Here is a 20373-nt window from a genome sequence, read left to right as displayed (position 1 = left end):
CGACAATTAGCGGCCCCCGCGTACCCGTCCCGAAACATCCCGACATCGCGTCGGTATAGTTCCCAACATTGTGTCGGGAACCTGGGTGTTCCAGGGAGGAGTGGAAATGTTTCTCGCGTTGCGCGAACTACGGTTCGCGCGTGCCCGCTTCACGTTGATGGGAGGTGTGGTCGCGCTCATCGCGGTGCTGATGGTCCTGCTGTCCGGACTCTCGTCGGGCCTGGTGAACGACGGCGTCTCCGGGTTGAAGAACCTTCCGGTGACCGCGTTCGCCTTCGACGAGGGGACCAAGACCGACGCCGCGTTCTCGCGCAGCGTGGTCGACACCGCTCAGGTGGACGCGTGGAAGGCACGGCCGGGCGTCGCGGAGGCGGAGCCGTTCGGCAACGTCCTGGTCAACGCCCGCAGCAGCCGCGGCGTGCCGATCGACCTCGCCCTGTTCGGAGTGACCCCCGGATCGTTCCTCGCTCCGGTCGCCGCCGAGGGCGGCGGGCTCTCGGCTCCCGACGGCATCGTCGTGTCCGCCAGCGCGACCGACGCCGGTCTGCGCGTCGGCGACACCGTGACTCTCGACAGGATCGGGACACGGCTGACCGTCGTCGGCGCGACGGCCGACCAGTACACCTTCGGCCACGTCGACGTCGCCTTCGTGCCGCTGGACACATGGCGGCGGATCCACGCCGGCGCGGGCCCGGACGACCAGGTACGCCCGGAGACGCTGACGGAGGCGACGGCGGTCGCGCTGAAGGCCGAGGACAAGACGACACTCGACCTCGCGGCGGGCGACAAGGCCGCCGGCACCAGCGCCCTCACGCTCGCGGCGTCCTTCGCCGCGTCACCCGGCTACACCGCCGAGACGTCGACGCTGAACCTCATCCAGGTCTTCCTCTACGCCATCTCCGCCCTGGTGGTCGGCGCGTTCTTCACCGTGTGGACGATCCAGCGCAAGCACGAGCTCGCCGTGCTGCGGGCGATGGGCGCGTCCAAGCCGTACATGCTGCGGGACGGCCTGTTCCAGGCGCTCGTGGTCCTGCTGGGCGCCACCGCCGCGGGCGTGCTGATCGGTGTCGGGCTCGGCGCCCTCATCAGCGGCGGAGCCATGCCGTTCCTGCTCGAGGCGTCCGCCGTCGCCGTCGCGAGCGCCCTGCTCGTCGCGCTCGGACTGGTCGGCGCGGCCGCCGCCATCGTCCGCGTCGCCGCCGTCGACCCGCTGGCCGCGCTGGGAGGCCACCGATGAACCACACCGGCACCACCACCTCCCCGAGCACCACGGACCCCGGAGGGCCGGGTGAGCGGAGCGGGCTCGCTCTCTCCGGGGTGACCCTGCGCCTCGGAGACGGCGACAGCCTCGTCACCGCGCTCGACGCGGTCGACCTGGCCGTACGCCCCGGGGAGTTCGTCGCGGTCGTCGGCCCTTCAGGAGCCGGCAAGTCCAGCCTGCTCGCGGTCGCGGGAGCGCTCACCGCACCCGACGAGGGAACCGTGACGATCGACGGGCGCGACATCGGGGCGATGAGCGAGGCCGAGCGTGCCGCCCACCGCCGTCACCACATCGGGTTCGTGTTCCAGACCGGCAACCTGTTGCCGGCGCTGACCGTGCTCGACCAGCTCCGCCTGGTCACCCATCTGACCCGAGGCGCCGACCTCGCCCGGCGCGAACCCCGCGAACTGCTGGAGGAGGTCGGCATGGCGCACAAGGCCGACCGCCGGCCGCACCAGCTGTCCGGCGGCGAGCGGCAGCGGGTGGGCATCGCCCGGGCGCTGATGACCACGCCGTCGCTGCTGCTCGTCGACGAGCCGACGGCGGCGCTGGACCGGGCCCGCAGCCATGAGGTGGTGTCCCTGCTGGCGCGGGAGACGAAGCGGTCGGCGGTTGCTACCGTGATGGTCACCCACGACCATGACGTGCTCGCCCACTGCGACCGGATCGTGGAGATGACCGACGGACGCCTGTCCGACCAGACGGCTCCCGCCTAGCCGGCTCCGGGGGCCGCGGAGAGATCGAGGAGGGCCCGTGCCGCGCATCACCGCGCCCACGGTCGCGGAACATCGCGCCACCCAGCGGCGGGCCCTGCTCGACGCCGCGCGGGCCATCCTCGCCGAGGACGCGAGCCGGGCGCCGGGGCTGGCCGAGGTCGGCGCCAGGGCCGGGCTCGCCCGTTCGTCGGTCTACCAGTACTTCCGGTCGAGGGAGGACCTGCTCTACGCGCTCATCGAGGACACCTTCCCCCGGTGGTCCCAGCGGGTCACCGACGCGATGGAGGCAGCCGCCACGCCGGGCGCTCGGGTGCTCGCCTACGTCGACGCGAACCTCCGCCTGGTCGCGGAGGGTGAGCACGCGGTCGCGCGTGCCCTGGCCGGCATCGCCCCGGGCGAGAAACTGGACAGCACCAGCAAGGTCATGCATGAGGAACTGCTCGGCCCGCTCGTGGGCGCGCTCGCCGACCTCGGACTCCCGGATCCCGCCACCACCGCGGAACTCGTGAACGCCGTCGTGAACAAGGCCGCCCGCATGATCGAGCTGGGCGCGGAGCACGCTCCCGTCTACGCCCGTACGGAGGAGCTACTCGGCCCCTTCCTGATGCATCGGCCCCCGATGACAGGGAAGGGCGGAAAGGAAGGACCTCACGCGGTGGGGAGGTGAGCGGTCGTGTTCGCTGACCGGCGTGACGCGGGGACCCGCCTGGGCGAGCGGCTGCGGGACCGGCTCAGCGGTGCCGACGCGGTCGTCGTGGGGCTGCCCCGGGGTGGTGTCGTGGTGGCGTACGAGGTGGCCAGAGCCCTCGGCGCTCCGCTCGACGTGATCGTGGTGCGCAAGCTCGGCGTGCCGTACCAGCCGGAACTCGGGTTCGGGGCCATCGGGGAGGGCGGTGTGCGCGTGCTGAACCCCGAGATCGTACGGCTCGCCGGCGTCACCAAGGAGCAGATGGCGAAGGTGGAGGAGGCCGAGCGGGAGGAGCTGATCCGCCGCGGGGGCCGATTCCGTGGGGGACGTCCCCGGGTCGAGCTGAAGGGGCGCACGGTCATCGTGGTGGACGACGGGGTGGCGACCGGAGGGACGGCGCGGGCGGCGTGCCGGGTCGCCCGGGCGCAGGGCGCGGAACGTGTCGTGCTGGCGGTCCCGGTCGGCGCTCCCGACACGATCGCGGGCCTGCGCAAGGACGCTGATGAGGTGGTGTGCCTCCAGGCCCCGCATGACCTGTACGCGATCGGCGCCTGGTACTCCGACTTTCCGCAGACCAGCGATGAGCAGGTGGTCGAGCTGCTCCACCGGGCCGTGGATCCTCCGGGGTTCAGCGGGGAGATCGAGGTGGACGCGGCGGGCGTCCCGCTGGCGGGCCGGCTGGCCGTACCGGATGGGGCGCAGGGGATCGTCCTCTTCGTACACGGAAGCGGGAGCGGCAGGCACAGCCCGCGCAACCGCTACGTGGCGGCGGCGCTCAACAGGGAGGGGCTGGGCACGCTGCTGTTCGACCTGCTCACCCCTGAGGAGGAGATCGACCGGGCCAACGTGTTCGACATCCGGCTGCTGGCGGATCGGCTCGCGGCGGTGACGAGCTGGCTGCGGGAGCGGCCGGAGGCGGCTGGACTGCCGGTGGGGTACTTCGGGGCGAGCACCGGAGCAGCCGCCGCCTTGTGGGCGGCGGCGGAACCTGACGGCGACGTCGCGGCGATCGTGTCGCGCGGCGGACGGCCGGACCTCGCGGGCGAGCGGCTGTCCGCCGTTCGGGCGGCCACCCTGCTCATCGTCGGAGGCGACGACCACGTGGTGCTCGGCCTGAACCAGGCCGCCCAGCAGCGGCTCCGCTGCGAGAACCAGCTACGGATCGTGCCGGGGGCGACCCATCTGTTCGAGGAACCGGGCGCGCTCGAGGCCGTCGCCGAGCTCGCGCGCGACTGGTTCGCCGAGCACTTCAGGCGTCGCTGATCATCCCCGCGTGTCGAGCGTGGCCATAGGGGGTTCTCCGGGTTCAGGCGGCGGCGGGGCCGCGCATCAGCTCGGCGCGGTAGCGGGCGACGGCGGACGGAAGGCCGATCATCACGACGCCGACGAGCGCCCCGTCGCGGTGGTAGCCGACCACGACCTCACCGTCGAGGTCGCCTTCCAGGACGCGGATGTCGTCCCCGCCGAGCGCCGGGGCGCCGAACGACTGGATCCGCAGGTCGTACTGGTCGCTCCAGAAGGTGGGCAGCGGCGTGAAGGGCGCGGGGTCGTGCCCGGACAGCCCGAGGTCGGTCATCAGCGTGACGGCGGCCCGCTTGGCCGTGTCGGTCGGGATGCTCCAGTGCTCGACCCGCCGGGCCACGCCGTCGTAGCGGGGGTTGGGGAAGCGGGCCACATCGCCCACCGCCACCACCCCGGGCCGCCCCTCCACGCGCAGCGCGTTGTCGCACAGCACACCGTCGGACAGGTCGAGGCCGTTGCCGTCCAGCCACTCGGTGTTGGAGGCCGAACCGACCGCCTCGACGACGACATTGGCGTCGAGGCGGGTGCCGTCGGACAGCTCGGCACCGGTGACCCGGTCCTCGCCGAGGAACGCGGCTACCGTACGGCCCAGCAGGAAGCGGATCCCCTGCCGTTCGTGCCGCCGCTGGAGCGCGGCGCCGAGGTCGTCGCCGAGCGGGCGCCGCATGGGCACCGCCTCCGGCGCGACCACGGTCACGTCGGCGCCGAGGAGCCGCGCCGTCGCGGCGACCTCGCATCCGATGAATCCTGCTCCGATGACCAGCACGCGGGCGTCCGGGCCCAGCTCGCCGCGCAGCGCGCAGGCGTCCTCAAGGGTCCGTACGACGTGCCTGCCCAGCGCGGGGCCGGGCGTGGGCAGCCGTCGCGGCCGCATCCCGGTGGCGATCACCAGGCCGTCGTAGGCCAGTTCGGCACCGTCCGCGAGCCGTACGGCTCCCGCCGCGAGGTCGGCGGAGGCGATCCGGACGCCGAGCCGCCACGTCACGTCGGCGACGGCCGGGCGCAGCCGGAACGCGACCGCCTCGTGGGTCACCTCGGAGGCGAGTGCCTCCTTGGAGAGCGGCGGCCGGTTGTAGGGCATGTGGGTCTCGTCGCCGACGGCGACGATTTCTCCCATGAATCCGGAGGCGCGCAGCCGCTCGGCCGCGCGCAGGCCGCCCATGGAGGCGCCCGCGATCACGATGCGCTGGCCCACGTTCGTCAGCCCTCGATCGTGATGGCCTGGAGCGGGCAGACGTCGGCGGCCTCCTCGACGGCGTCGCGCAGCGACTCGTCGGGCTCGGCCTCGAAGACCAGCCGGCCGTTCTCGTTGATCTGGAAGACCTCGGGGGCGGAGAAGACGCACTGCCCGTGGTCCTTGCAGACGTCCATGTCGACGATGACCTTCATGCTTACTGACTCCTTCTAACGCGTGTGGCCTAGCGCTTGGGCGCGCGGATGCCGCGGAACTCCCAGTCACCGCCGAAGGTGGTCGAGATGACCTCCTCGGACTCGGTGGGCTGGGCGCCGCAGTCGTCACGGATGGGGGCGGGGCCCTGGACGATGTGGTTGGTCAGCGTGCCGAGGCCCTCGACCTCGACCTCGACCACGTCGCCAGGCTGGACCGGCCGCGAGTTGGCCGGGGTGCCCGACAGCAGCACGTCGCCCGGGTAGAGCGTGATCGTGCGGGCGATGTCGGCGACGAGGTAGTGCATGTCCCACTCCATCTCGTCGGTGGAGCCGTCCTGCACGACCGTGCCGTTGACGTACGTGCGCAGCCGCTTGCCGTGGAAGTCCCAGTCGGTGACCAGGCCGGGGCCGAGCGGGCAGAGCGTGTCGGAGCCCTTCACCCGCAGCATCGATCCGGCGTCAGTGTCGCGGAAGTCGTGCAGGCCGTAGTCGTTGCCCACGGTGTAGCCGGCGATGTAGTCCCCGGCCTCCTCGGGCGAGATGCCCCGCGCGGTGCGGCCGATGACGATGGCCACCTCGCCCTCGTAGTTGAGGTACTTGCACCGCTCGGGACGGACGATCGCGCCCTTGTGGCCGTTCAGCGACGAGGTCGGCTTGTGGAAGTACGTCGGTGCCGGGGGCAGCGAGGTCATGAACTCCTCGACCCGGCTGCGGTGGTTCAGGTGGACGGCGACGATCTTGCTCGGCACGCTCGGCGGCAGGTGGACGGCGTCGTCGACGCCCACCACGCGGCCGTCCGCGCTGACCAGCTCGTCACCCTCTCGGCGTACCTGGGTGGCGGCGCCGTCCAGGAGGATCCTGCGGTACTCGGGCATCAACGGGTCCCTTCGAGGGTGAACGGGTAGGGGTACGGGTCGCCCGAGCTGTCGGTGGCCTGCGGAGCGGCGAAGCCGCTTTCCGGCCGGTCGAACCAGATGTGCACCTGACCGGTGCCCGTGGCGTTCTCGTAGTCGCTGTAGAGCCGTCCCGGCGCGATGAGGTCGTGCTCGCCGAGGGCCCCGGCCATCATCAGGTAGTGGCCGAACCGCGCCTCGGGCTTGAAGCGGTAGAAGTCCTCCATCGTGTCGAGCACGCGGGCGTGGTCGCCCGCCAGCATCCACTCGATGCGCTCCTCGTCCGCGGCACGCGCCTCGGGGGAGAAGACGTGCACCGGGTCGCTGGACTCGTGGGCGCGGAGCTGACGCAGCGGCCAGAAGGTGTGCGAGAACGCGCCCGAGGCGATCAGCAGGACCTTGCGGTCGCTCGCCGCGATGGCGTCGCCTACCGCGCGGCCCAGCCGGAGGTTGTCCTCGGTCTCGGCGGTCTGGCACATGCCGATCGAGATCCACCGCTTGCCGGGTACGCCGAGGTACTTCCACAGGTTGACCGTGGCGTAGAAGATCGGCAGGTGGTGGTCGTCGATCGCGGTGATCCAGGTGGCGTGCTTCTCCTGCTGGGCCGCGATCAGGCGGGCCAGCTCGGGGTCGCCGGCGAAGTCGTAGGGGATCCGGCACATGCCGCGCGGGAGCTCCTCCGAGGTGAAGAGCCCGGAACGCCGGTCCTGCGCGGTGACCACGAACTCCACGGTGGTCGCCCAGTGCGAGTCGAGCACGATCACGGTGTCGTAGTCGACGGTCTCGAAGACCTCCTCCCGCAGGCGCCGCAGCCCGGGGACGATGCTGATCTCCTTGCCCTCGTTGAGCTCCTTGCGGACCTCAAGGGGCAGCATGATCGTGGGGGCGTGGGCGAGGATGCCCGCGCCGACGACTTCACCCATTCCAGCCTCCCGGCGCGGTGACGGTGTTCTTGACGTCGCAGTAGAAGTCGAAGCTCCAGTCGCCGCCCTCGCGGCCGACGCCCGACTGGCGCGCGCCGCCGAACGGGGCCTGCAGGTCGCGGACGAAGAAGCAGTTGACCCAGACGGTGCCGGCGACGAGACGCTCGGTGACCCGGTCGGCCCGCTCGCGCGACCCCGTCGCCAGGGTGGCGGCCAGACCGAACCTGGTGGAGTTGGCCATCTCGACGGCCTCCTCCTCGGTACGGAACGTCTGGAGCGTGAGGACCGGTCCGAAGACCTCCTCGTTGACGATCTCGCTGTCCGCGGCCGCGCCGGTGAACAGGGTGGGCCGGTAGTAGAGGCCGCCGAGGTCGGTGTTGGGGCCGCCGCCGATGACGGGCGTGGCTCCGGCGGCGATGGCCCGCTGGACGAACCCGTCGATCCGCTCGACGTGCTCGCGGTGGATGTTGGGGCCGATGTCGGTGGCGAGGTCGCGCGGGTCGCCCTGGCGGAGCGTGGCCGCCTTGGCGACGAACCGCTCGGTGAACTCGGCGGCGACGCTCTCCTCGACCAGCAGCCGGGTCCCGGCCAGGCAGACCTGCCCGGCGTTGTCGTACTGCTCGACCGCGAGGTTCACGGCCAGGTCCAGGTCGGCGTCGGCGAACACGATCAGCGGGGACTTGCCGCCGAGTTCGAGGGACAGCGGGGTCAGGTTGGCCGCCGCCGCCCGGGCGATGTGCCGGGCGGTGGGCACCGATCCGGTGAAGCTGATCCGGCGGACGTCGGGGTGGGCGACCAGGGGGGCGCCGACCTCCTCGCCGTAGCCCTGGACGACGTTGAACACGCCGTCGGGCAGCCCGGCCTCGGCGGTGATCTCGGCCAGCAGCGACGCGGTGAGGGGCGACCACTCGGCCGGCTTCAGGACGACCGTGTCCCCGGCGGCGAGCGCGGGGGCGATCTTCCAGGTGGCCAGCATGAGCGGCGCGTTCCACGGCGTGATCAGGGCGCACACCCCGGCCGGGTCCCACGAGACGTGGTTGCGGTGCCCGCGGGTCTCGAAGTCGTCGTGCCCGAGGCCGAGCAGCCAGTCGGCGAAGAAGCGGAAGTTGTGCGCCACGCGGGGCATCACACCACGCAGGTGCGAACGAAGCAGAGCGCCGTTGTCGGTCGTCTCCACGATCGCGAGCTGGTCCAGCCGCTTCTCGACTCCGTCGGCGATCGCGTGCAGAAGACGCGCCCGCTCCTCACGGCTCGTACGCGCCCACGCGGGGAACGCTTTGGTCGCGGCCCGGACCGCCTCGTCGGCCTCCTTCGCGCCGCCGCGTGCGACCCGCGCGATCACCTGTCCGTCGATCGGCGAGACATCGTCGAACGTCGCAGGTGAGGAGACTCGTTCGCCCCCGATCCAGTGATCCTCCTGGACCGTGACATCCCCGACAGTGGCCATCCGCCCCTCCAAGTCGTTTGGTTCCAAACAATTTAGGTCGCGCTCTCGCGGCGAGTCAATATGACGGTATCGTTTGGAGTCAAACAAGCTGCAAGGAGACTGGGATGCCCGATCGCCGGCCGATCATCGCGATTCCCTCACGGTTCGCCGCCACCACGTCCGCGCTCCGTTACTCGGCAGTGGTGACCGCGAGGGCGCTCGCCGACGCCGTCTACCGCGCCGGCGGCGAGCCCTTCCTCATGCATCCCGTGGGCGCGGACGAGGCCGCGGGCCGGTTGGCCGCCGTGGACGGGCTGCTGCTCCCCGGCGGCGGCGACCTCGCCCCCTCGGCGTACGGCGACGACACGGCGCACGAGAGCGTCTACGACGTGGACGCCGAGCAGGACGCCTTCGACCTCGCGGCGGCCCGGCACGCGCTGCGCACCGGCCTGCCCACCCTGGCCATCTGCCGCGGGCTCCAGGTCGTCAACGTGGCCCTCGGCGGGCGGCTGCGCCAGCACATGGAGCCGGACCACCGCCACCTCGTCCACCCCGTGCGCGTACGGCCGGACTCGCTGCTCGCCCGGGTGACCGATGCGGAGAAGGTGGAGGCGTCCTGCTACCACCACCAGTGCGCGTCGTCGCTCGGGGAGGGCCTGGTGGCCACCGCCCACGCGGAGGACGGCACGGTCGAGGCCGCCGAGCGGGCCGCGGGGGCGGGCTGGTTCCTGGGCGTCCAGTGGCACCCCGAGGACACCGCGGCGACCGACCCCGTCAACCAGCGCGTCTTCGACGGCTTGGTCACGGCCGCCAGGTCGGCCTGACCGGCTCTAGCTCGACCGGCGGCGGCCGCCGCGACGCGGCGGGGCGGGGGAGTCGCGACGCAGGTTCTCCCGCCGCTCCTCGCCGTGCTCCTCCAGGTGGGTGACGATGCGGCGCAGCGTGTCGGCGAGGTGGAGCGACTCCTCGTCCTTGAGCGCGCCCACCACGAACGACTCCTCGTCGTTGAACGCGGGGAACAGCGTCTCCATCAGGGCCAGGCCCTCGGGAGTGAGCCGCAGCAGCGCCAGCCGGCCGTCGTCGGGATGCTGGCGGCGCTCCGCCAGGCCGCGCGACTCCAGGGTCTTGATGATGCCGGTGAGCGTGCCCTTGGAGATGCCCGCCTCGGCGGCGGCGTGCCGGGTCTCGATCTCCTCCCAGATCCATACCACCCACAACACGACGAACGCGCTCCAGGTGAGGTCGGCCGAGCGTAGCGCGGAGTTCTCCAGATGCTGCCGGACCGCGGCGGCCGCGCGATACAGGTTGGAGACGGCGGCGAGTGCCTCGCGCCGGACGGGGATCTCTCCCAGGCGGCGCTTCACCGCCTCCTCGGTCTCCGACAACGAATAGTGCGCGGGCACCCCGGCTCCTTTCATGTCAACTCTTGCGTCAAGTTCATTTGTACACGTACGATCCGCCAAACGGCAGGTCGTACGTATGCAAACGATCTCGCCACGAACCCCGATCCACCCAATATGGAAGGTTGCCATGGCCGATGAGGCAATCGCCACCGGACGGCTCTCGGCCGGTGAACAGTCCGCCACGCACGAACTCTCCCGCCGTCGTATCGGCGTGCCGGACATCGTCTTCTTCGTGGTGGCCGCGTCCTCCCCGCTGACCGTCGCCGCCGGTGGCCTCCCCATGAGCTACGGCACCACCGGGGTGATCGGCGTGCCCCTCATCTATCTGGTGCTCGCCACCGTGCTCGCGGTCTTCTCCGTCGGGTACGCCGCGATGAGCCGGCACATCTCCAACGCCGGCGCGTTCTACTCCTACATCGCCCAGGGCCTGGGCAGGGTCGGAGGCGTCGGCGCCTCCTTCGTCGCGCTGGTCGCCTACAACGCGATGCAGGTCGGCCTGTACGGCCTGTTCGGCGCGGCCGCCTCCGGGCTCCTCGGCGCGCACTTCGGCCTGGACGTGCCGTGGTGGGTGTGCTCGCTGGTCGCGCTGGTGCTGATCGCGATCCTCGGCTACCGCAGGATCGACCTGAACGCCCGTGTACTGGCCGTCCTGCTCATCTGCGAGAGCCTGACCGTGCTCGCCTTCGACTTCGCCCAGGTCTCCAACGCGCCGTCCGGCCTGTCCGCCGAGCCGTTCACCTGGGGCGCGCTGACCACCGGAGCGGTCGGCGCCGGGTTCTGCTGGGTGATGGCGTCGTTCATGGGCTTCGAGTCCGGCGCGATCTACAGCGAGGAGTGTCGCGACCCCAAGCGGACCGTCAGCCGCGCCACCTACATCGCCGTCGCGGTGATCGGTCTGTTCTACGCCTTCACCGCCTGGGCGATGTCGATGGGCACCGGCGTGGACAACATCGTCGCCGAGTCCGGCGAGAAGGCCACCGACCTGGTGTTCATCCTCGGTGAGCAGACCCTCGGCTCCGGCTTCTCCACGATCGCCAACGTCTTCATGGTGACCGCCGTGTTCGCCGCGCTGCTGTCGTTCCACAACGCGGTGGCCCGGTACTTCTTCGCGCTCGGCCGCGAGGGCGTACTCCCCGGCAAGCTGGGCGCCTCCCACCCGAGCCACGGCTCGCCGTACGTGGGCTCGCTCACCCAGTCGATCTTCGCCGCCGCGGTGGTGCTGCTGTTCGGCGTGTCCGGCGGCGACCCGACCGGCACGCTGTTCAACTGGTTCACCAACCTGGGCGCCCTCGGCGTCATCCTGCTGCTCGTTGTCACCTCGGTCTCGGTCATCGGCTACTTCCGGCGGGACGGTCGGGGCGAGAACGGCTGGAGCAGGGTGGTCGCTCCGGTGTTGTCCAGTGCCGCCCTCGCGGTCATCCTGGTGCTCGCGGTGGTCAACTTCCAGGCGCTGCTCGGCACCCCCGACGGCTCGGTGCTGAACTGGCTGATCCCCGGTCTCGTCCTGCTCGCCGGTGTCATCGGCATCGGGTACGGCGTGTGGATCAAGACGAGCAACCCGCGGACCTACGCCCAGATCGGTCACGGCGCTCCTCCCGCGGAGTAGTGGTCCGAACATGAATAAGGAGGGCCGGGGAATCCCGGCCCTCCTTATTCATGCCAACCCTTCATGTCAACGGGCGACTACTCCGCGCCGGAGGTGCCCGACTCGAGCAGGGTGCCGCCGTTCCAGACGACGCCGACCTGGCGGTAGTAGCCGCCGATGACCTCGTCCACGGTGAGGTCCGCCAGCTCCTCGGTGGGCGCGTCGAACAGCTCGATCTCCGCGTCGCCGGTCCACGCCTGGCCGCCCTCGAAGGACGCCCCGGCCGTGACGATCAGCTCGTCCAGGGCCAGCCCCTTGCCCGGCTCGATGGACGGCAGCCAGCGGTTGTGGGCCATCGGGTGGCCGTTGACGAACCCGTTGGTCTCGCTGGGCTCGCGCAGCCGTACGACGGCCTGGGCGAGCCGCCGGTCGGCGGCGGCGAGCGTGGCGCCGAAGACGCCCCCTTCCCCGATCCGCGGCGCGGCCTGGCCGAACGGGTGCGGGCGGGTCATGTGGATGGAGCCGAGCTTCTTCGGATAGCCCTGGTGCGCGCCGCGGGCGATGGCGAAGTCCTTGTCCACCCAGATGTAGACGCAGCGGGAGTAGGTCTGCCCCTGGTGGGAGCAGCGCACCACCACGAAGCACTCCTTGTACTGCGACCGGACGGGGTCGAGGAGCTCCTCCTGCCCGCCGGAGCACGACTGCCAGTCCGCCCAGATCACGGCCACCGCTCCGGGGTCCTCGTCGGCGAGCGAGAGATGATCGGGGAGTAGCGCGGCCACCTTGGCGGGATCGGTGCGGTACTCCACGGTGAGCAGGTCGCCGGAGTAGTACCAGGGCGGGCTGGGAACCAGCGAGGACCGGCCGGTCGCGGTCTTGGGCGTGTAGAAACCGCGCAGCTTCGCCACGGTGCCTCCTTGAGGGTCACGACAGTTCATTTGGGTCCATACGATATGTGCTGAGCTGCGGGTTGTCACGAGCAACCCCTGGATATCTTCGATTGGTGGGCTCTTGTTGTCCGCCGGTTTCGCGCGTATTGTTTGCACCCAAATGAACCCCCCATGTCCTGGCACTATCGAGGAGGCCACGTGAGTACGGAATCCGCGGAACGGACCGTCCAGCGCCTGAAGGAGCAGGGCGTCGACGTCGTCCGTATCGGCTATCCCGACCTCATCGGCACCGACCGCGGCAAGGACGTGCTCGTGGAGCGGCTCCCCGACGTGTGCGAGAGCGGCGTGGCGTTCTGCCGCGCGGTCTACTACACCTCGCCCCAGGGCGACGTCGTCCCGGTGCCCGGCGGCCTCGACGAGGGCCTCCCCGACATCTCGATCCATCCCGACCTGTCCACGCTCGTCCCGCTGTCCTGGGAGCCCGGCGTGGCGTACTGTCTCGGCGACGCGGTCAACCCGGCCACCGGAGAGGCGTTCCCCGAATCGCCGCGCGAGGTGGTCCGCGCCGCCGCCGCCCGGCTGGCCGAGCTCGGGCTGACCGGCGTGGTCGGCCCCGAGCTGGAGTACTTCCTGATGGAGCCCGACGGCGCCGGCTGGAAGCGGTACGACGACGCGCCCGGCAACGTCTACGTCGTCGGCGCCAAGGGCGACAAGGGCTCGCACGTGCTGCGCACCCTCCGCACGCTGCGCGGGATGGACCTCGGCGTCACCATGGGCAACCACGAGTTCTCCGGCGGCCAGTTCGAGATCAACCTGCACCACTCCGAGGCGGTCGACGCGGCCGACCGGGCGTTCCGCTTCAAGTCCGCCATCAAGGAGCTGGCCCGCCGCGACGGCCTGCTGGCGACCTTCATGGCCAAGCCGTTCAACGACGAGGGCGGCTCCGGCTTCCACATCCACCTCTCGTGCGTGGACGAGAGCGGCCGCAACGTCTTCGACGACCCCTCCGGGGCGTACGGGCTGTCGGAGAGCGCCAGGTACGCCATCGGGGGAATCCTCGCGCACGCGCCCGCGCTCGCCGCCCTGCTCAACCCGACGATCAACTCCTACAAGCGGTTCGGGCCCGACACACTCGCCCCCTGGCTGATCGACTGGGGCCTGGACAACCGCAGCGCCATGCTGCGGGTGCCGCCGGAGCGCGGCGCCGGCGCCCGCTTGGAGGTGCGGCTCGGCGACGCCTCGGCCAACCCCTACATCGCCATCGCGGGCCTGCTCGCCGCCGTCTACCTCGGCATCCGCGACCGCGTGGAGCCGCCCGCCCCGCTGTCGGGCTACGGCTACGACACCAGCAAGGCCCCCGTACTGCCGATGTCGCTGCCCGTCGCGCTGGACGCCCTCGGCGCCGACACGGCGCTGAGCGAGGTGCTCGGCAAGGAGTTCACCGCCGCCTACCTCGCCTACAAGCGCAACGAGGTCGAGCGCTTCTCCCAGTTCATCACCGACTGGGAGTTCCGCGAGTACGCCTACCACCTCTAGTCACCCGCACTTCTCACCAACCCCTTTCTGGAGGACCCAATGCGCCTGGAAGACGTCGACCTGGCGGACAACGACAAGTTCCTCGACGGCGACACCCCGTGGCGCATGTTCGACGTGCTGCGCGAACAGGCCCCGGTGCACTGGCAGGACGAGGGCGAGCACGGCAGCGGTTTCTGGTCGCTCACCCGCCACGCCGACATCGTGCGCGTGGACCGTGACGCGGCGACCTTCACCTCGATGAAGTTCACCAACCTCGAGGAGGTCGACGACCGGCAGGCCACCATCCGCCGCTCCATCCTGGAGACCGACGGCCCCCGGCACAGCGTGCTGCGCCGCATCCTGCAGCGCGAGTTCACCCCAAGGGCCGTCGCCGGGTACGAGGTCTTCCTGCGCGGGCTCACCGCCCGGACCCTGGACGCCGCGCTCGCCAAGGGCACGTTCGACTTCGTGAAGGAGGTCTCCGCCGACTTCCCGATCAACGTCCTGGCGAAGATGCTCGACGTGCCGGCGGACGACACCCAGCAGCTCATCGACTGGGGCAACCGCATCATCGGCAACACCGACCCCGACTACGCCGACGTGCTGCTGCACAGCGCGGAGAGCGAGAAGTACCGGGACCTGCCGTTCCGCAGCCCCGCCTCCCTCGAGGTCTTCGAGTACGGCCGCGAGCTGGCCAGGCAGCGGCGCGGCGGCGACGGCACCGACCTCGTCAGCAAGCTGGTCAACGAGACCCCCGCCGACGGTGTGGCGCTCTCGCCGACCGACTTCGACAACTACTTCCTGCTGCTCGTGGTGGCCGGGAACGAGACCACCCGGCACGCGATCTCGCACACGATGCGCGCGCTGATCGAGCACCCCGAGCAGGCGGAGAAGCTCCGGCAGGACCTCTCGCTGATGCCGAACGCGGTGGAGGAGTTCCTCCGCTGGGCCTCCCCGGTCTACCACTTCCGCCGTACGGCGACCCGGGACGTGGAGATCCACGGGCAGAAGATCGCCGAAGGCGACAAGGTCGTCATGTGGTTCGCCTCCGGCAACCGCGACGAGCGGGCCTTCGAGTCGCCCTACACCTTCGATGTGACCCGTCAGGACAACGACCACATCACCTTCGGCAAGGGCAGCCCGCACTTCTGCCTCGGCAACGCGCTCGCCCGCCTGGAGATCCGGATCATGTTCGAGGAGCTGCTGCCGCGCCTCGCCGACATCCGGCTCGCCGGGGACATCCGCCGGGTCCGCTCCAACTTCGTCAACGGCATCAAGGAGCTCCCGGTCACCGTCACGCTCGCCTGACGGGAGCTCAGCGAACCTCGCGGGTCCGCTTGCGGGTGGTGAAGTCCAGCCTGACCAGAGCGGGCAGGCGGCGTACGCCGAGCGCGGCGCGCAGGTCGGGGACCGCCTCGTCGTGCAGCCGGGCGATCAGGGCGTCCGGGTTCGCGGGGTCCTGTGAGATCACGCGCAGGTCCAGGGCGGGGGCGTCGGGCTTCCCGCGCAGCGTGGCCTTGGCCCGCCGCACGCCCTGATAGCCGCTCACCTGCCCGGCCAGTGCCTCACCCGCCTGCCTGCCGCCGATCTCGGTGATACCGGAAGGACCGGACTCCAGACGGATCCGCCGCAACCGGTCGAGACGGAGCAGGGCGAGCAACCAGCTCAGCCCGATGAGCGCGAGCACGACGCCCCCGATCGCCACGACCGGCCAGAACCAGGAGGTGGAGCGGGCGAAGGCGGTGACGAAGCCGGGCAACAACGGCTGCCTGGCCGCGTCCGCGCCGAACACGCCCAGGCCGCGTGCCAGGGCGGCGCCGCCGGCCGCGAAGAGGAGGAGGCCGAGCAGGGCCAGGCCGGTGCGATTGCCCCACGCGATGCCCCGGCCGAACGCCTTTCCTCGTCTCATGAGACACCCCTCACCTTGGTCCGCTCACCTTGGTCCGCACCGTGTACCGGCCGACCGGCGCGAGCTTGGCCAGCTCGTCGTCCACGGCGGCCTCCACCCGGTCACGCAGCGCGGACATGTCACGCAGGTCGCTGCCCGCGTGTACGGTCACCCGCCGTCCGCGTACTTTCGCCCGGACTCGCCGCACCCCGTCGACCTGGCCGGCGACCGCGCCGAGCACCCGGGCCAGCATGCGCCGCGGCATCCCGATGATCATGTCGGGATCGCCGCTGCGCAGCGGCACCAGCCGGGGGCGTCCGGGGGCCAGCCCGATCAGCAAAAGCACCAGCCCGATGATCCCCAGGGCTCCGGCGCACGCCATGACGGCGTTGTCCTGCCAGGTCGCGGCGCGGGCCAAGTCCGCCACCTGGCTGTACGGCACGATCTTCGCGGGGTGGCCGAACAGCGCCGAGATCGTCTCGATCGCGGTCAGCACCCCGATCGCCAGCAGGATGATCGCCATGATGGCGGCGGGGACCTTCCGCCTGGTACGGAAGAACCGCGCCGCGCCCCGGCCACGCGCGGACGCGCGGACGGGCGGTCGGGGGGTCTCAGGTGGTCGGGGGGTCTCAAAAGGTTCAGACCCCGTGCGGGGAGTCGTCATGGCCACTCCTCGGTCCCGGTACGAGCCGGACTATGTCGATGTCGACGTTCTCCACGGTGATGCCGGTCAGGGCGTGCACGCGGCTTCTGAGCCGCTCCCGTACGTCCGCCGCGACCTGCGGAACGGAGGCCGGGTAACGCACGGCGAGGCCGAGCCGGACCGCGGCGACGGCTCCGCTGACGGATGCCGTCACCTGCGGCCGCTCCGCGAGCCGGTCGTCGTCCGCGGCCACCTCCGTCGCGATCTTCGTGAACGCGCGGCCGGTGACCGTGGTGGCGCCGTGCCCGGCCACGCCCGCACGCTCGGTGGTCATTGCCGCCGTGCCCGGAGCGTCGGCATCTGGACGCCGCCCTCGAGGACGAGGCCGACGAAGAAGCCGACCACCCCGAGGACCAGCACGATGAGGAAGGCGTTGAGCCCGCCGAAGGCGCCGACGATCCCGAGGACCGTGCCGAAGGCGAGTCCGATGACCGACCAAACGGGGAACTGGTTCATGTTGATCTCACCTTCCTGGTTGTTCCGTGCCGGTGACGTCGTCGACCGTCACGTTCACATGTCTGCCGCCCGTCAGAGGGGCGACGGCGTCGCGGATCTCGGCCGCGATCTCGGGTATCGGCCTTCCGTACCGGACGGTCGCGTGGATCTCGATCTCTGTCTCCCGTACGGAGATCCCTGGGACCGTCTCGCCGGGAAGGTAGGCGGCGACCGTTCCGAACGGGCCACCGGAGAGTGCCACGACGTCCGGGCAGGAGGCCGCTCGCTCGGCGATCCGCTTGACGTCCGCGCCCGTCAGAGGCGGGCCGGGAGCCGGATCGGGAGCCGGGTCGGGAGGCGTCGGGTCCGCCAGAGCGTTACCGGGGGCCGGCAGGCCCTCGCTCGCGCTCATCGGACCCGTGCTCCTTCCCCCGAGCCGGCGCCCCCCTCCTGTGACGGCAGGTAGACGTCGTCGACCGTGACGTTGACCTCGGTCACCTCCAGCCCGCACATCTGCCCGACCGCGGAGATCACGTTGTCGCGTACGGCCGAGGCGAGGTCCGGGATGGCCACGCCGTAGTCCACGACCAGGTCGATGTCCACCGCGGCCTGGCGCTCGCCGACCTCCACGGAGATGCCGCGAGTGACGCCGTTCTCGGCGCCGAGCCTGCCCTTGAGCGCCCCCATCGCGCGGGCCGGGCCGGTGCCGAAGTCATGGACCCCGGAGATCTCTCTGGCGGCCACGCCCGAGATCTTCGCGACGACGTCCTCGGAGATGGTGGTACGGCCCCGGTCGGTCACCAGGCTGGTGCCACCGCCCATGGTCGCCTGGCCGGGAGTGCCCTCCCTCTGTCCCGGTACGCCCTGAACCGTTGGCGCATTGGTCTCGGTCATGTGAATCCCCCGCCTTGACCTTTTCTAGCGGCCTTGTTGCTTTTTGGTACCTATGTCGTCAGTTACCCCCTTTGAGGCGCAGAACTATTGGGGCCGGGGCGAGGTTGGGCCATGGATGCGCATCGATTCCGTCAAGGCGGGTCACGGTGCCCGACGTGCCGGCTGTTCGGCCCGGAGGCAGAACCGTGATTCCGCCCAGTTTGGCGGACGTCAAGTTTGTCCGATGCTTCGCTATCCGGGTTTCCGTATCCCGCCTTAGGGGAGGGGGCGCTCGGTAGTTACGTCTCCCTCAAGAACCAGAGGCCAGCTCCTGAGGCGCCTCCCCATCCGACGGCCATATCCCGCCGCCAGACGAGCGGACGCCCGGAGGAAGGGGCGCCAAATGAAGGACAGACTGCAGATGGCACTGGCCGTCGCGGTGGGCTACTACCTCGGACGGCGTCACAAGCTGCGCATGGCCGCCGGCCTCGCCCTGGCCGGAGCGGCGAAACGGTTCAAGCCGAAGGCGAAGTCGGGGGAGGGCGGCCTGCTGCAGCAGGGCATCAAGGCGCTCGGCTCCTCGCCGGAACTCGAGGAGCTCACCGAACGTGTCCGGGGTGACCTGATCGAGGTCGGCAAGGCGGCGGCGGTCGCGGCGACCAGCCGGCAGATCGACTCGCTGAGCGACCGGCTCCACGAGCGGGCCGAGGCGCTGCGGCGTCCGGGCGTACCGCGCGGCGAGGAGCGGGCGGAGGAGCCGACCGTACCGCGGACGCGCCGGCCGGCCGAGGAGGAGTACGTCGAATACGGCGAGTACGACGAAACCGGCGAGGAGGAGCGCGAGGCCGAACCCGCGAGGGGGCCCGCCAAGGAGCCGCCCGGGCGCGAACGCGCCACCCCGCCCGTCACCCGTGCGCGGAGGTGAGCCCGATGTCGGTGACCGAGGGACTGAAGAAGGGCCGCAAGGCCCAGGAAAAGGCCCAGGAGACGGTCAAGGGGGCGGTTTCTGGCACTTTGTCGGGTGCCGTCCATGAGCCCATGAGCCGGCTCAACAAGGAGATGCGGAACCTCGCGTCGGCGGCCGGACAGCGGCTCCTGACGTCCGCGGCCGGGAAGGTCGAGGGACTCGCGGGGCGGCTCACCGGCTACGTCGAGAACGAGGGCTCGGGACTGCTGAGCGCGGTGACCGGACGCTCGGGCGACGGGCCGTCACCCGCGGTGGCGGGGATGATGACCTTCGCCAAGGAGAAGATCAAGCAGAAGTTGAAGGCGGCGCTCCCCGGCAAGGGCGGCGGAAAGCCGAAGAAGCTGCGATTCACCACCATCGTCGAGTCCATCGACGTCGGCGCTCCCTTGCGCGTGGTCTACGACCAGTGGACGCAGTTCCAGGACTTCCCCGGCTTCATGAAGAAGGTCGAGACCGTCGAGCAGAAGGCGGACGAGAAGCTCGACTGGAAGGCCCAGGTCTTCTGGTCGCACCGGACCTGGGAGTCGAAGATCCTGGAGCAGGTGCCGGATAAACGGATCATCTGGCGCTCCAAGGGAGCGAAGGGCTACGTCGACGGCGCGGTGACCTTCCACGAGCTCGCGCCCGAGCTCACGAGGGTCCTCCTCGTGCTGGAGTACCACCCGCAGGGCATGTTCGAGCGCACCGGCAACATCTGGCGGGCCCAGGGCCGCCGCGCGCGGCTGGAGTTGAAGCACTTCCGCCGCCACGTCATGACGCAGGACCTGCTGCACCCCGACGAGGTCAAGGGATGGCGCGGCGAGATCCATGAGGGCCGCGTCGTGAAGGATCAGGAGGCCGCGCTCAAGGAGGAGCGGGCGGAGGAGGCGGAGGAGCCTACCGGGGAGGCCGGGGAGCCTGTCGAGGAGGCCGCCGCCGAGCCCACCGCCGAGCCCACCGCGGAGCGTCCGGAAGAGCGCACGCCGACGGAGGAAGCCCGGCTGCGGGAGCATCGGCCTCCCGTGCAGCGTCGACCCACCGAGGAGGAGGGGCCCGTGCACGCGGCTCCGCGCCGCATGTCGCTGAGGACGCACGGCCGGCACAGAGGCTGAAGCGCCGAGGAGGGATCAAAGTGACGATAGCCACGCAGGCGTCCGGTGGCGGGGGCATCGAGCGCCCGTCGGCGACGGGCCTGGCCGATGTGATCGACACGATCCTCGACAAGGGGCTCGTGATCGACGCCTATGTCCGCGTGTCACTCGTCGGCATCGAGGTGCTCACGATCGACGCCCGGGCCGTCATCGCCAGTGTGGACACCTATCTGCGCTTCGCGGACGCGGTCAACCGGCTGGACATCGCCGGCCAGCAGGAGGGACTGCCCGAGCTGGTTCACGACGCGAAGCAGGGGGCGATCACCGACAAGGCGAAGGGCGTGGCCCAGGGGGCGTTGGAAGCCGCCGGGGAGAAACTGCACGACCTCGTCAGCGGAGAGACCGTCGAGCGCTCAGACGCGCCCCGGCGGCGGTGAGGGGACCGG

The 20373-nt window shown here is 70.8% G+C and carries 24 protein-coding genes; 11 read left to right on the top strand and 13 right to left on the bottom strand.

What is annotated here, in order from left to right; genetic code table 11:
• The first annotated feature begins 106 nt into the window (after positions 1 to 106).
• From AB0I59_RS31485 to AB0I59_RS31470, 4 genes are read left to right on the top strand one after another with little or no spacing between them, the layout of a single operon-like run.
• Positions 107 to 1237 (top strand): ABC transporter permease, encoded by a 1131-nt coding sequence (locus AB0I59_RS31485; protein ID WP_358138626.1) that lies wholly within the window; start codon positions 107 to 109, stop codon positions 1235 to 1237.
• Positions 1234 to 1977, top strand: a complete 744-nt coding sequence (locus AB0I59_RS31480; protein ID WP_358138624.1) for an ABC transporter ATP-binding protein — start codon at positions 1234 to 1236, stop codon at positions 1975 to 1977. The genes AB0I59_RS31485 and AB0I59_RS31480 overlap by 4 nt, the downstream gene beginning before the upstream one ends.
• A gap of 37 nt (positions 1978 to 2014) precedes the next feature.
• A complete protein-coding gene (locus AB0I59_RS31475) occupies positions 2015 to 2644 on the top strand; it encodes a TetR/AcrR family transcriptional regulator (RefSeq protein WP_358138622.1) in 630 nt (209 codons plus the stop codon).
• Positions 2645 to 2650: 6 nt separating this feature from the next.
• Positions 2651 to 3928 carry a phosphoribosyltransferase family protein gene (locus tag AB0I59_RS31470; RefSeq protein WP_358138620.1) on the top strand — a complete coding sequence of 426 codons (1278 nt, stop codon included), beginning with the start codon at positions 2651 to 2653 and terminating at the stop codon, positions 3926 to 3928.
• Positions 3929 to 3971: 43 nt separating this feature from the next.
• On the opposite strand, the gene AB0I59_RS31465 is transcribed toward AB0I59_RS31470, so the two are convergent.
• From AB0I59_RS31465 to AB0I59_RS31445, 5 genes are read right to left on the bottom strand one after another with little or no spacing between them, the layout of a single operon-like run.
• Complete coding sequence (locus AB0I59_RS31465; RefSeq protein WP_358138618.1) at positions 3972 to 5162, bottom strand: NAD(P)/FAD-dependent oxidoreductase; 1191 nt, start codon at positions 5160 to 5162, stop codon at positions 3972 to 3974.
• 5 nt (positions 5163 to 5167) lie between these two features.
• Positions 5168 to 5356 carry a ferredoxin gene (locus tag AB0I59_RS31460; protein ID WP_061258765.1) on the bottom strand — a complete coding sequence of 63 codons (189 nt, stop codon included), beginning with the start codon at positions 5354 to 5356 and terminating at the stop codon, positions 5168 to 5170.
• Between the two features lie 29 nt (positions 5357 to 5385).
• Complete coding sequence (locus AB0I59_RS31455) at positions 5386 to 6231, bottom strand: fumarylacetoacetate hydrolase family protein (protein WP_061258764.1); 846 nt, start codon at positions 6229 to 6231, stop codon at positions 5386 to 5388.
• On the bottom strand, positions 6231 to 7172 hold the full coding sequence (locus AB0I59_RS31450; protein ID WP_358138616.1) for a DODA-type extradiol aromatic ring-opening family dioxygenase: 942 nt from the start codon (positions 7170 to 7172) through the stop codon (positions 6231 to 6233). The genes AB0I59_RS31455 and AB0I59_RS31450 overlap by 1 nt, the downstream gene beginning before the upstream one ends.
• A complete protein-coding gene (locus AB0I59_RS31445; RefSeq protein ID WP_061258762.1) occupies positions 7165 to 8619 on the bottom strand; it encodes an aldehyde dehydrogenase in 1455 nt (484 codons plus the stop codon). The genes AB0I59_RS31450 and AB0I59_RS31445 overlap by 8 nt, the downstream gene beginning before the upstream one ends.
• 104 nt (positions 8620 to 8723) lie before the next feature.
• Here AB0I59_RS31445 and AB0I59_RS31440 point away from each other — a divergent pair, with 104 nt between their 5' ends.
• Positions 8724 to 9422, top strand: a complete 699-nt coding sequence (locus tag AB0I59_RS31440; RefSeq protein ID WP_358138614.1) for a gamma-glutamyl-gamma-aminobutyrate hydrolase family protein — start codon at positions 8724 to 8726, stop codon at positions 9420 to 9422.
• Between the two features lie 6 nt (positions 9423 to 9428).
• Here the strand turns inward: AB0I59_RS31440 and AB0I59_RS31435 are convergent, their stop codons facing one another.
• Positions 9429 to 10001, bottom strand: a complete 573-nt coding sequence (locus AB0I59_RS31435; protein ID WP_061258760.1) for a MarR family winged helix-turn-helix transcriptional regulator — start codon at positions 9999 to 10001, stop codon at positions 9429 to 9431.
• Between the two features lie 127 nt (positions 10002 to 10128).
• On the opposite strand from AB0I59_RS31435, the gene AB0I59_RS31430 reads away from it, so the two are divergent.
• Positions 10129 to 11607 carry an APC family permease gene (locus AB0I59_RS31430; RefSeq protein WP_358138611.1) on the top strand — a complete coding sequence of 493 codons (1479 nt, stop codon included), beginning with the start codon at positions 10129 to 10131 and terminating at the stop codon, positions 11605 to 11607.
• A 77-nt stretch (positions 11608 to 11684) separates the two neighbouring features.
• On the opposite strand, the gene AB0I59_RS31425 is transcribed toward AB0I59_RS31430, so the two are convergent.
• Complete coding sequence (locus AB0I59_RS31425) at positions 11685 to 12494, bottom strand: acetoacetate decarboxylase family protein (protein ID WP_358138609.1); 810 nt, start codon at positions 12492 to 12494, stop codon at positions 11685 to 11687.
• A gap of 180 nt (positions 12495 to 12674) precedes the next feature.
• Here AB0I59_RS31425 and AB0I59_RS31420 point away from each other — a divergent pair, with 180 nt between their 5' ends.
• Together AB0I59_RS31420 and AB0I59_RS31415 are read left to right on the top strand one after the other, a co-directional pair.
• Positions 12675 to 14012, top strand: coding sequence for a glutamine synthetase family protein (locus tag AB0I59_RS31420; protein ID WP_358138607.1), 1338 nt, complete (start codon positions 12675 to 12677; stop codon positions 14010 to 14012).
• Positions 14013 to 14051: 39 nt separating this feature from the next.
• Positions 14052 to 15299: a cytochrome P450 gene (locus tag AB0I59_RS31415; protein WP_061258756.1), complete on the top strand. Its 1248-nt coding sequence runs from the start codon at positions 14052 to 14054 to the stop codon at positions 15297 to 15299.
• 7 nt (positions 15300 to 15306) lie between these two features.
• Here AB0I59_RS31415 and AB0I59_RS31410 read toward each other — a convergent pair whose 3' ends face one another.
• The 6 genes from AB0I59_RS31410 to AB0I59_RS31385 all read right to left on the bottom strand — a co-directional run bounded on the left by AB0I59_RS31410 (position 15307) and on the right by AB0I59_RS31385 (position 17911).
• Positions 15307 to 15900, bottom strand: coding sequence for an alkaline shock response membrane anchor protein AmaP (locus tag AB0I59_RS31410; RefSeq protein WP_358138605.1), 594 nt, complete (start codon positions 15898 to 15900; stop codon positions 15307 to 15309).
• Between the two features lie 10 nt (positions 15901 to 15910).
• Positions 15911 to 16402: a DUF6286 domain-containing protein gene (locus AB0I59_RS31405; protein ID WP_061258754.1), complete on the bottom strand. Its 492-nt coding sequence runs from the start codon at positions 16400 to 16402 to the stop codon at positions 15911 to 15913.
• A gap of 115 nt (positions 16403 to 16517) precedes the next feature.
• The gene (locus tag AB0I59_RS31400; protein ID WP_061258753.1) at positions 16518 to 16856 is read right to left on the bottom strand and encodes an Asp23/Gls24 family envelope stress response protein; all 339 of its coding nucleotides are present in this window, start codon (positions 16854 to 16856) and stop codon (positions 16518 to 16520) included.
• On the bottom strand, positions 16853 to 17038 hold the full coding sequence (locus AB0I59_RS31395) for a hypothetical protein (protein WP_061258752.1): 186 nt from the start codon (positions 17036 to 17038) through the stop codon (positions 16853 to 16855). Before AB0I59_RS31395 ends, AB0I59_RS31400 begins: the two co-directional genes overlap by 4 nt.
• A gap of 7 nt (positions 17039 to 17045) precedes the next feature.
• On the bottom strand, positions 17046 to 17429 hold the full coding sequence (locus AB0I59_RS31390; protein ID WP_358138602.1) for an Asp23/Gls24 family envelope stress response protein: 384 nt from the start codon (positions 17427 to 17429) through the stop codon (positions 17046 to 17048).
• Positions 17426 to 17911, bottom strand: a complete 486-nt coding sequence (locus AB0I59_RS31385) for an Asp23/Gls24 family envelope stress response protein (RefSeq protein WP_061258751.1) — start codon at positions 17909 to 17911, stop codon at positions 17426 to 17428. Before AB0I59_RS31385 ends, AB0I59_RS31390 begins: the two co-directional genes overlap by 4 nt.
• Positions 17912 to 18293: 382 nt before the next feature.
• Between AB0I59_RS31385 and AB0I59_RS31380 the strand changes: the two genes are divergently transcribed.
• From AB0I59_RS31380 to gvpJ, 3 genes are read left to right on the top strand one after another with little or no spacing between them, the layout of a single operon-like run.
• The gene (locus AB0I59_RS31380) at positions 18294 to 18815 is read left to right on the top strand and encodes a hypothetical protein (protein ID WP_358138600.1); all 522 of its coding nucleotides are present in this window, start codon (positions 18294 to 18296) and stop codon (positions 18813 to 18815) included.
• A 5-nt stretch (positions 18816 to 18820) separates the two neighbouring features.
• Positions 18821 to 19948, top strand: a complete 1128-nt coding sequence (locus tag AB0I59_RS31375) for an SRPBCC family protein (RefSeq protein ID WP_358138598.1) — start codon at positions 18821 to 18823, stop codon at positions 19946 to 19948.
• A gap of 20 nt (positions 19949 to 19968) precedes the next feature.
• Positions 19969 to 20364, top strand: a complete 396-nt coding sequence (gvpJ, locus tag AB0I59_RS42165; protein ID WP_435831133.1) for a gas vesicle protein GvpJ — start codon at positions 19969 to 19971, stop codon at positions 20362 to 20364.
• The last annotated feature ends 9 nt before the right edge of the window (positions 20365 to 20373 follow it).

Source organism: Microtetraspora glauca (assembly GCF_040656155.1).
In the GTDB taxonomy this organism is placed as follows: domain Bacteria; phylum Actinomycetota; class Actinomycetes; order Streptosporangiales; family Streptosporangiaceae; genus Microtetraspora; species Microtetraspora glauca.
This window is presented reverse-complemented; position numbering and strand designations above follow the sequence as displayed.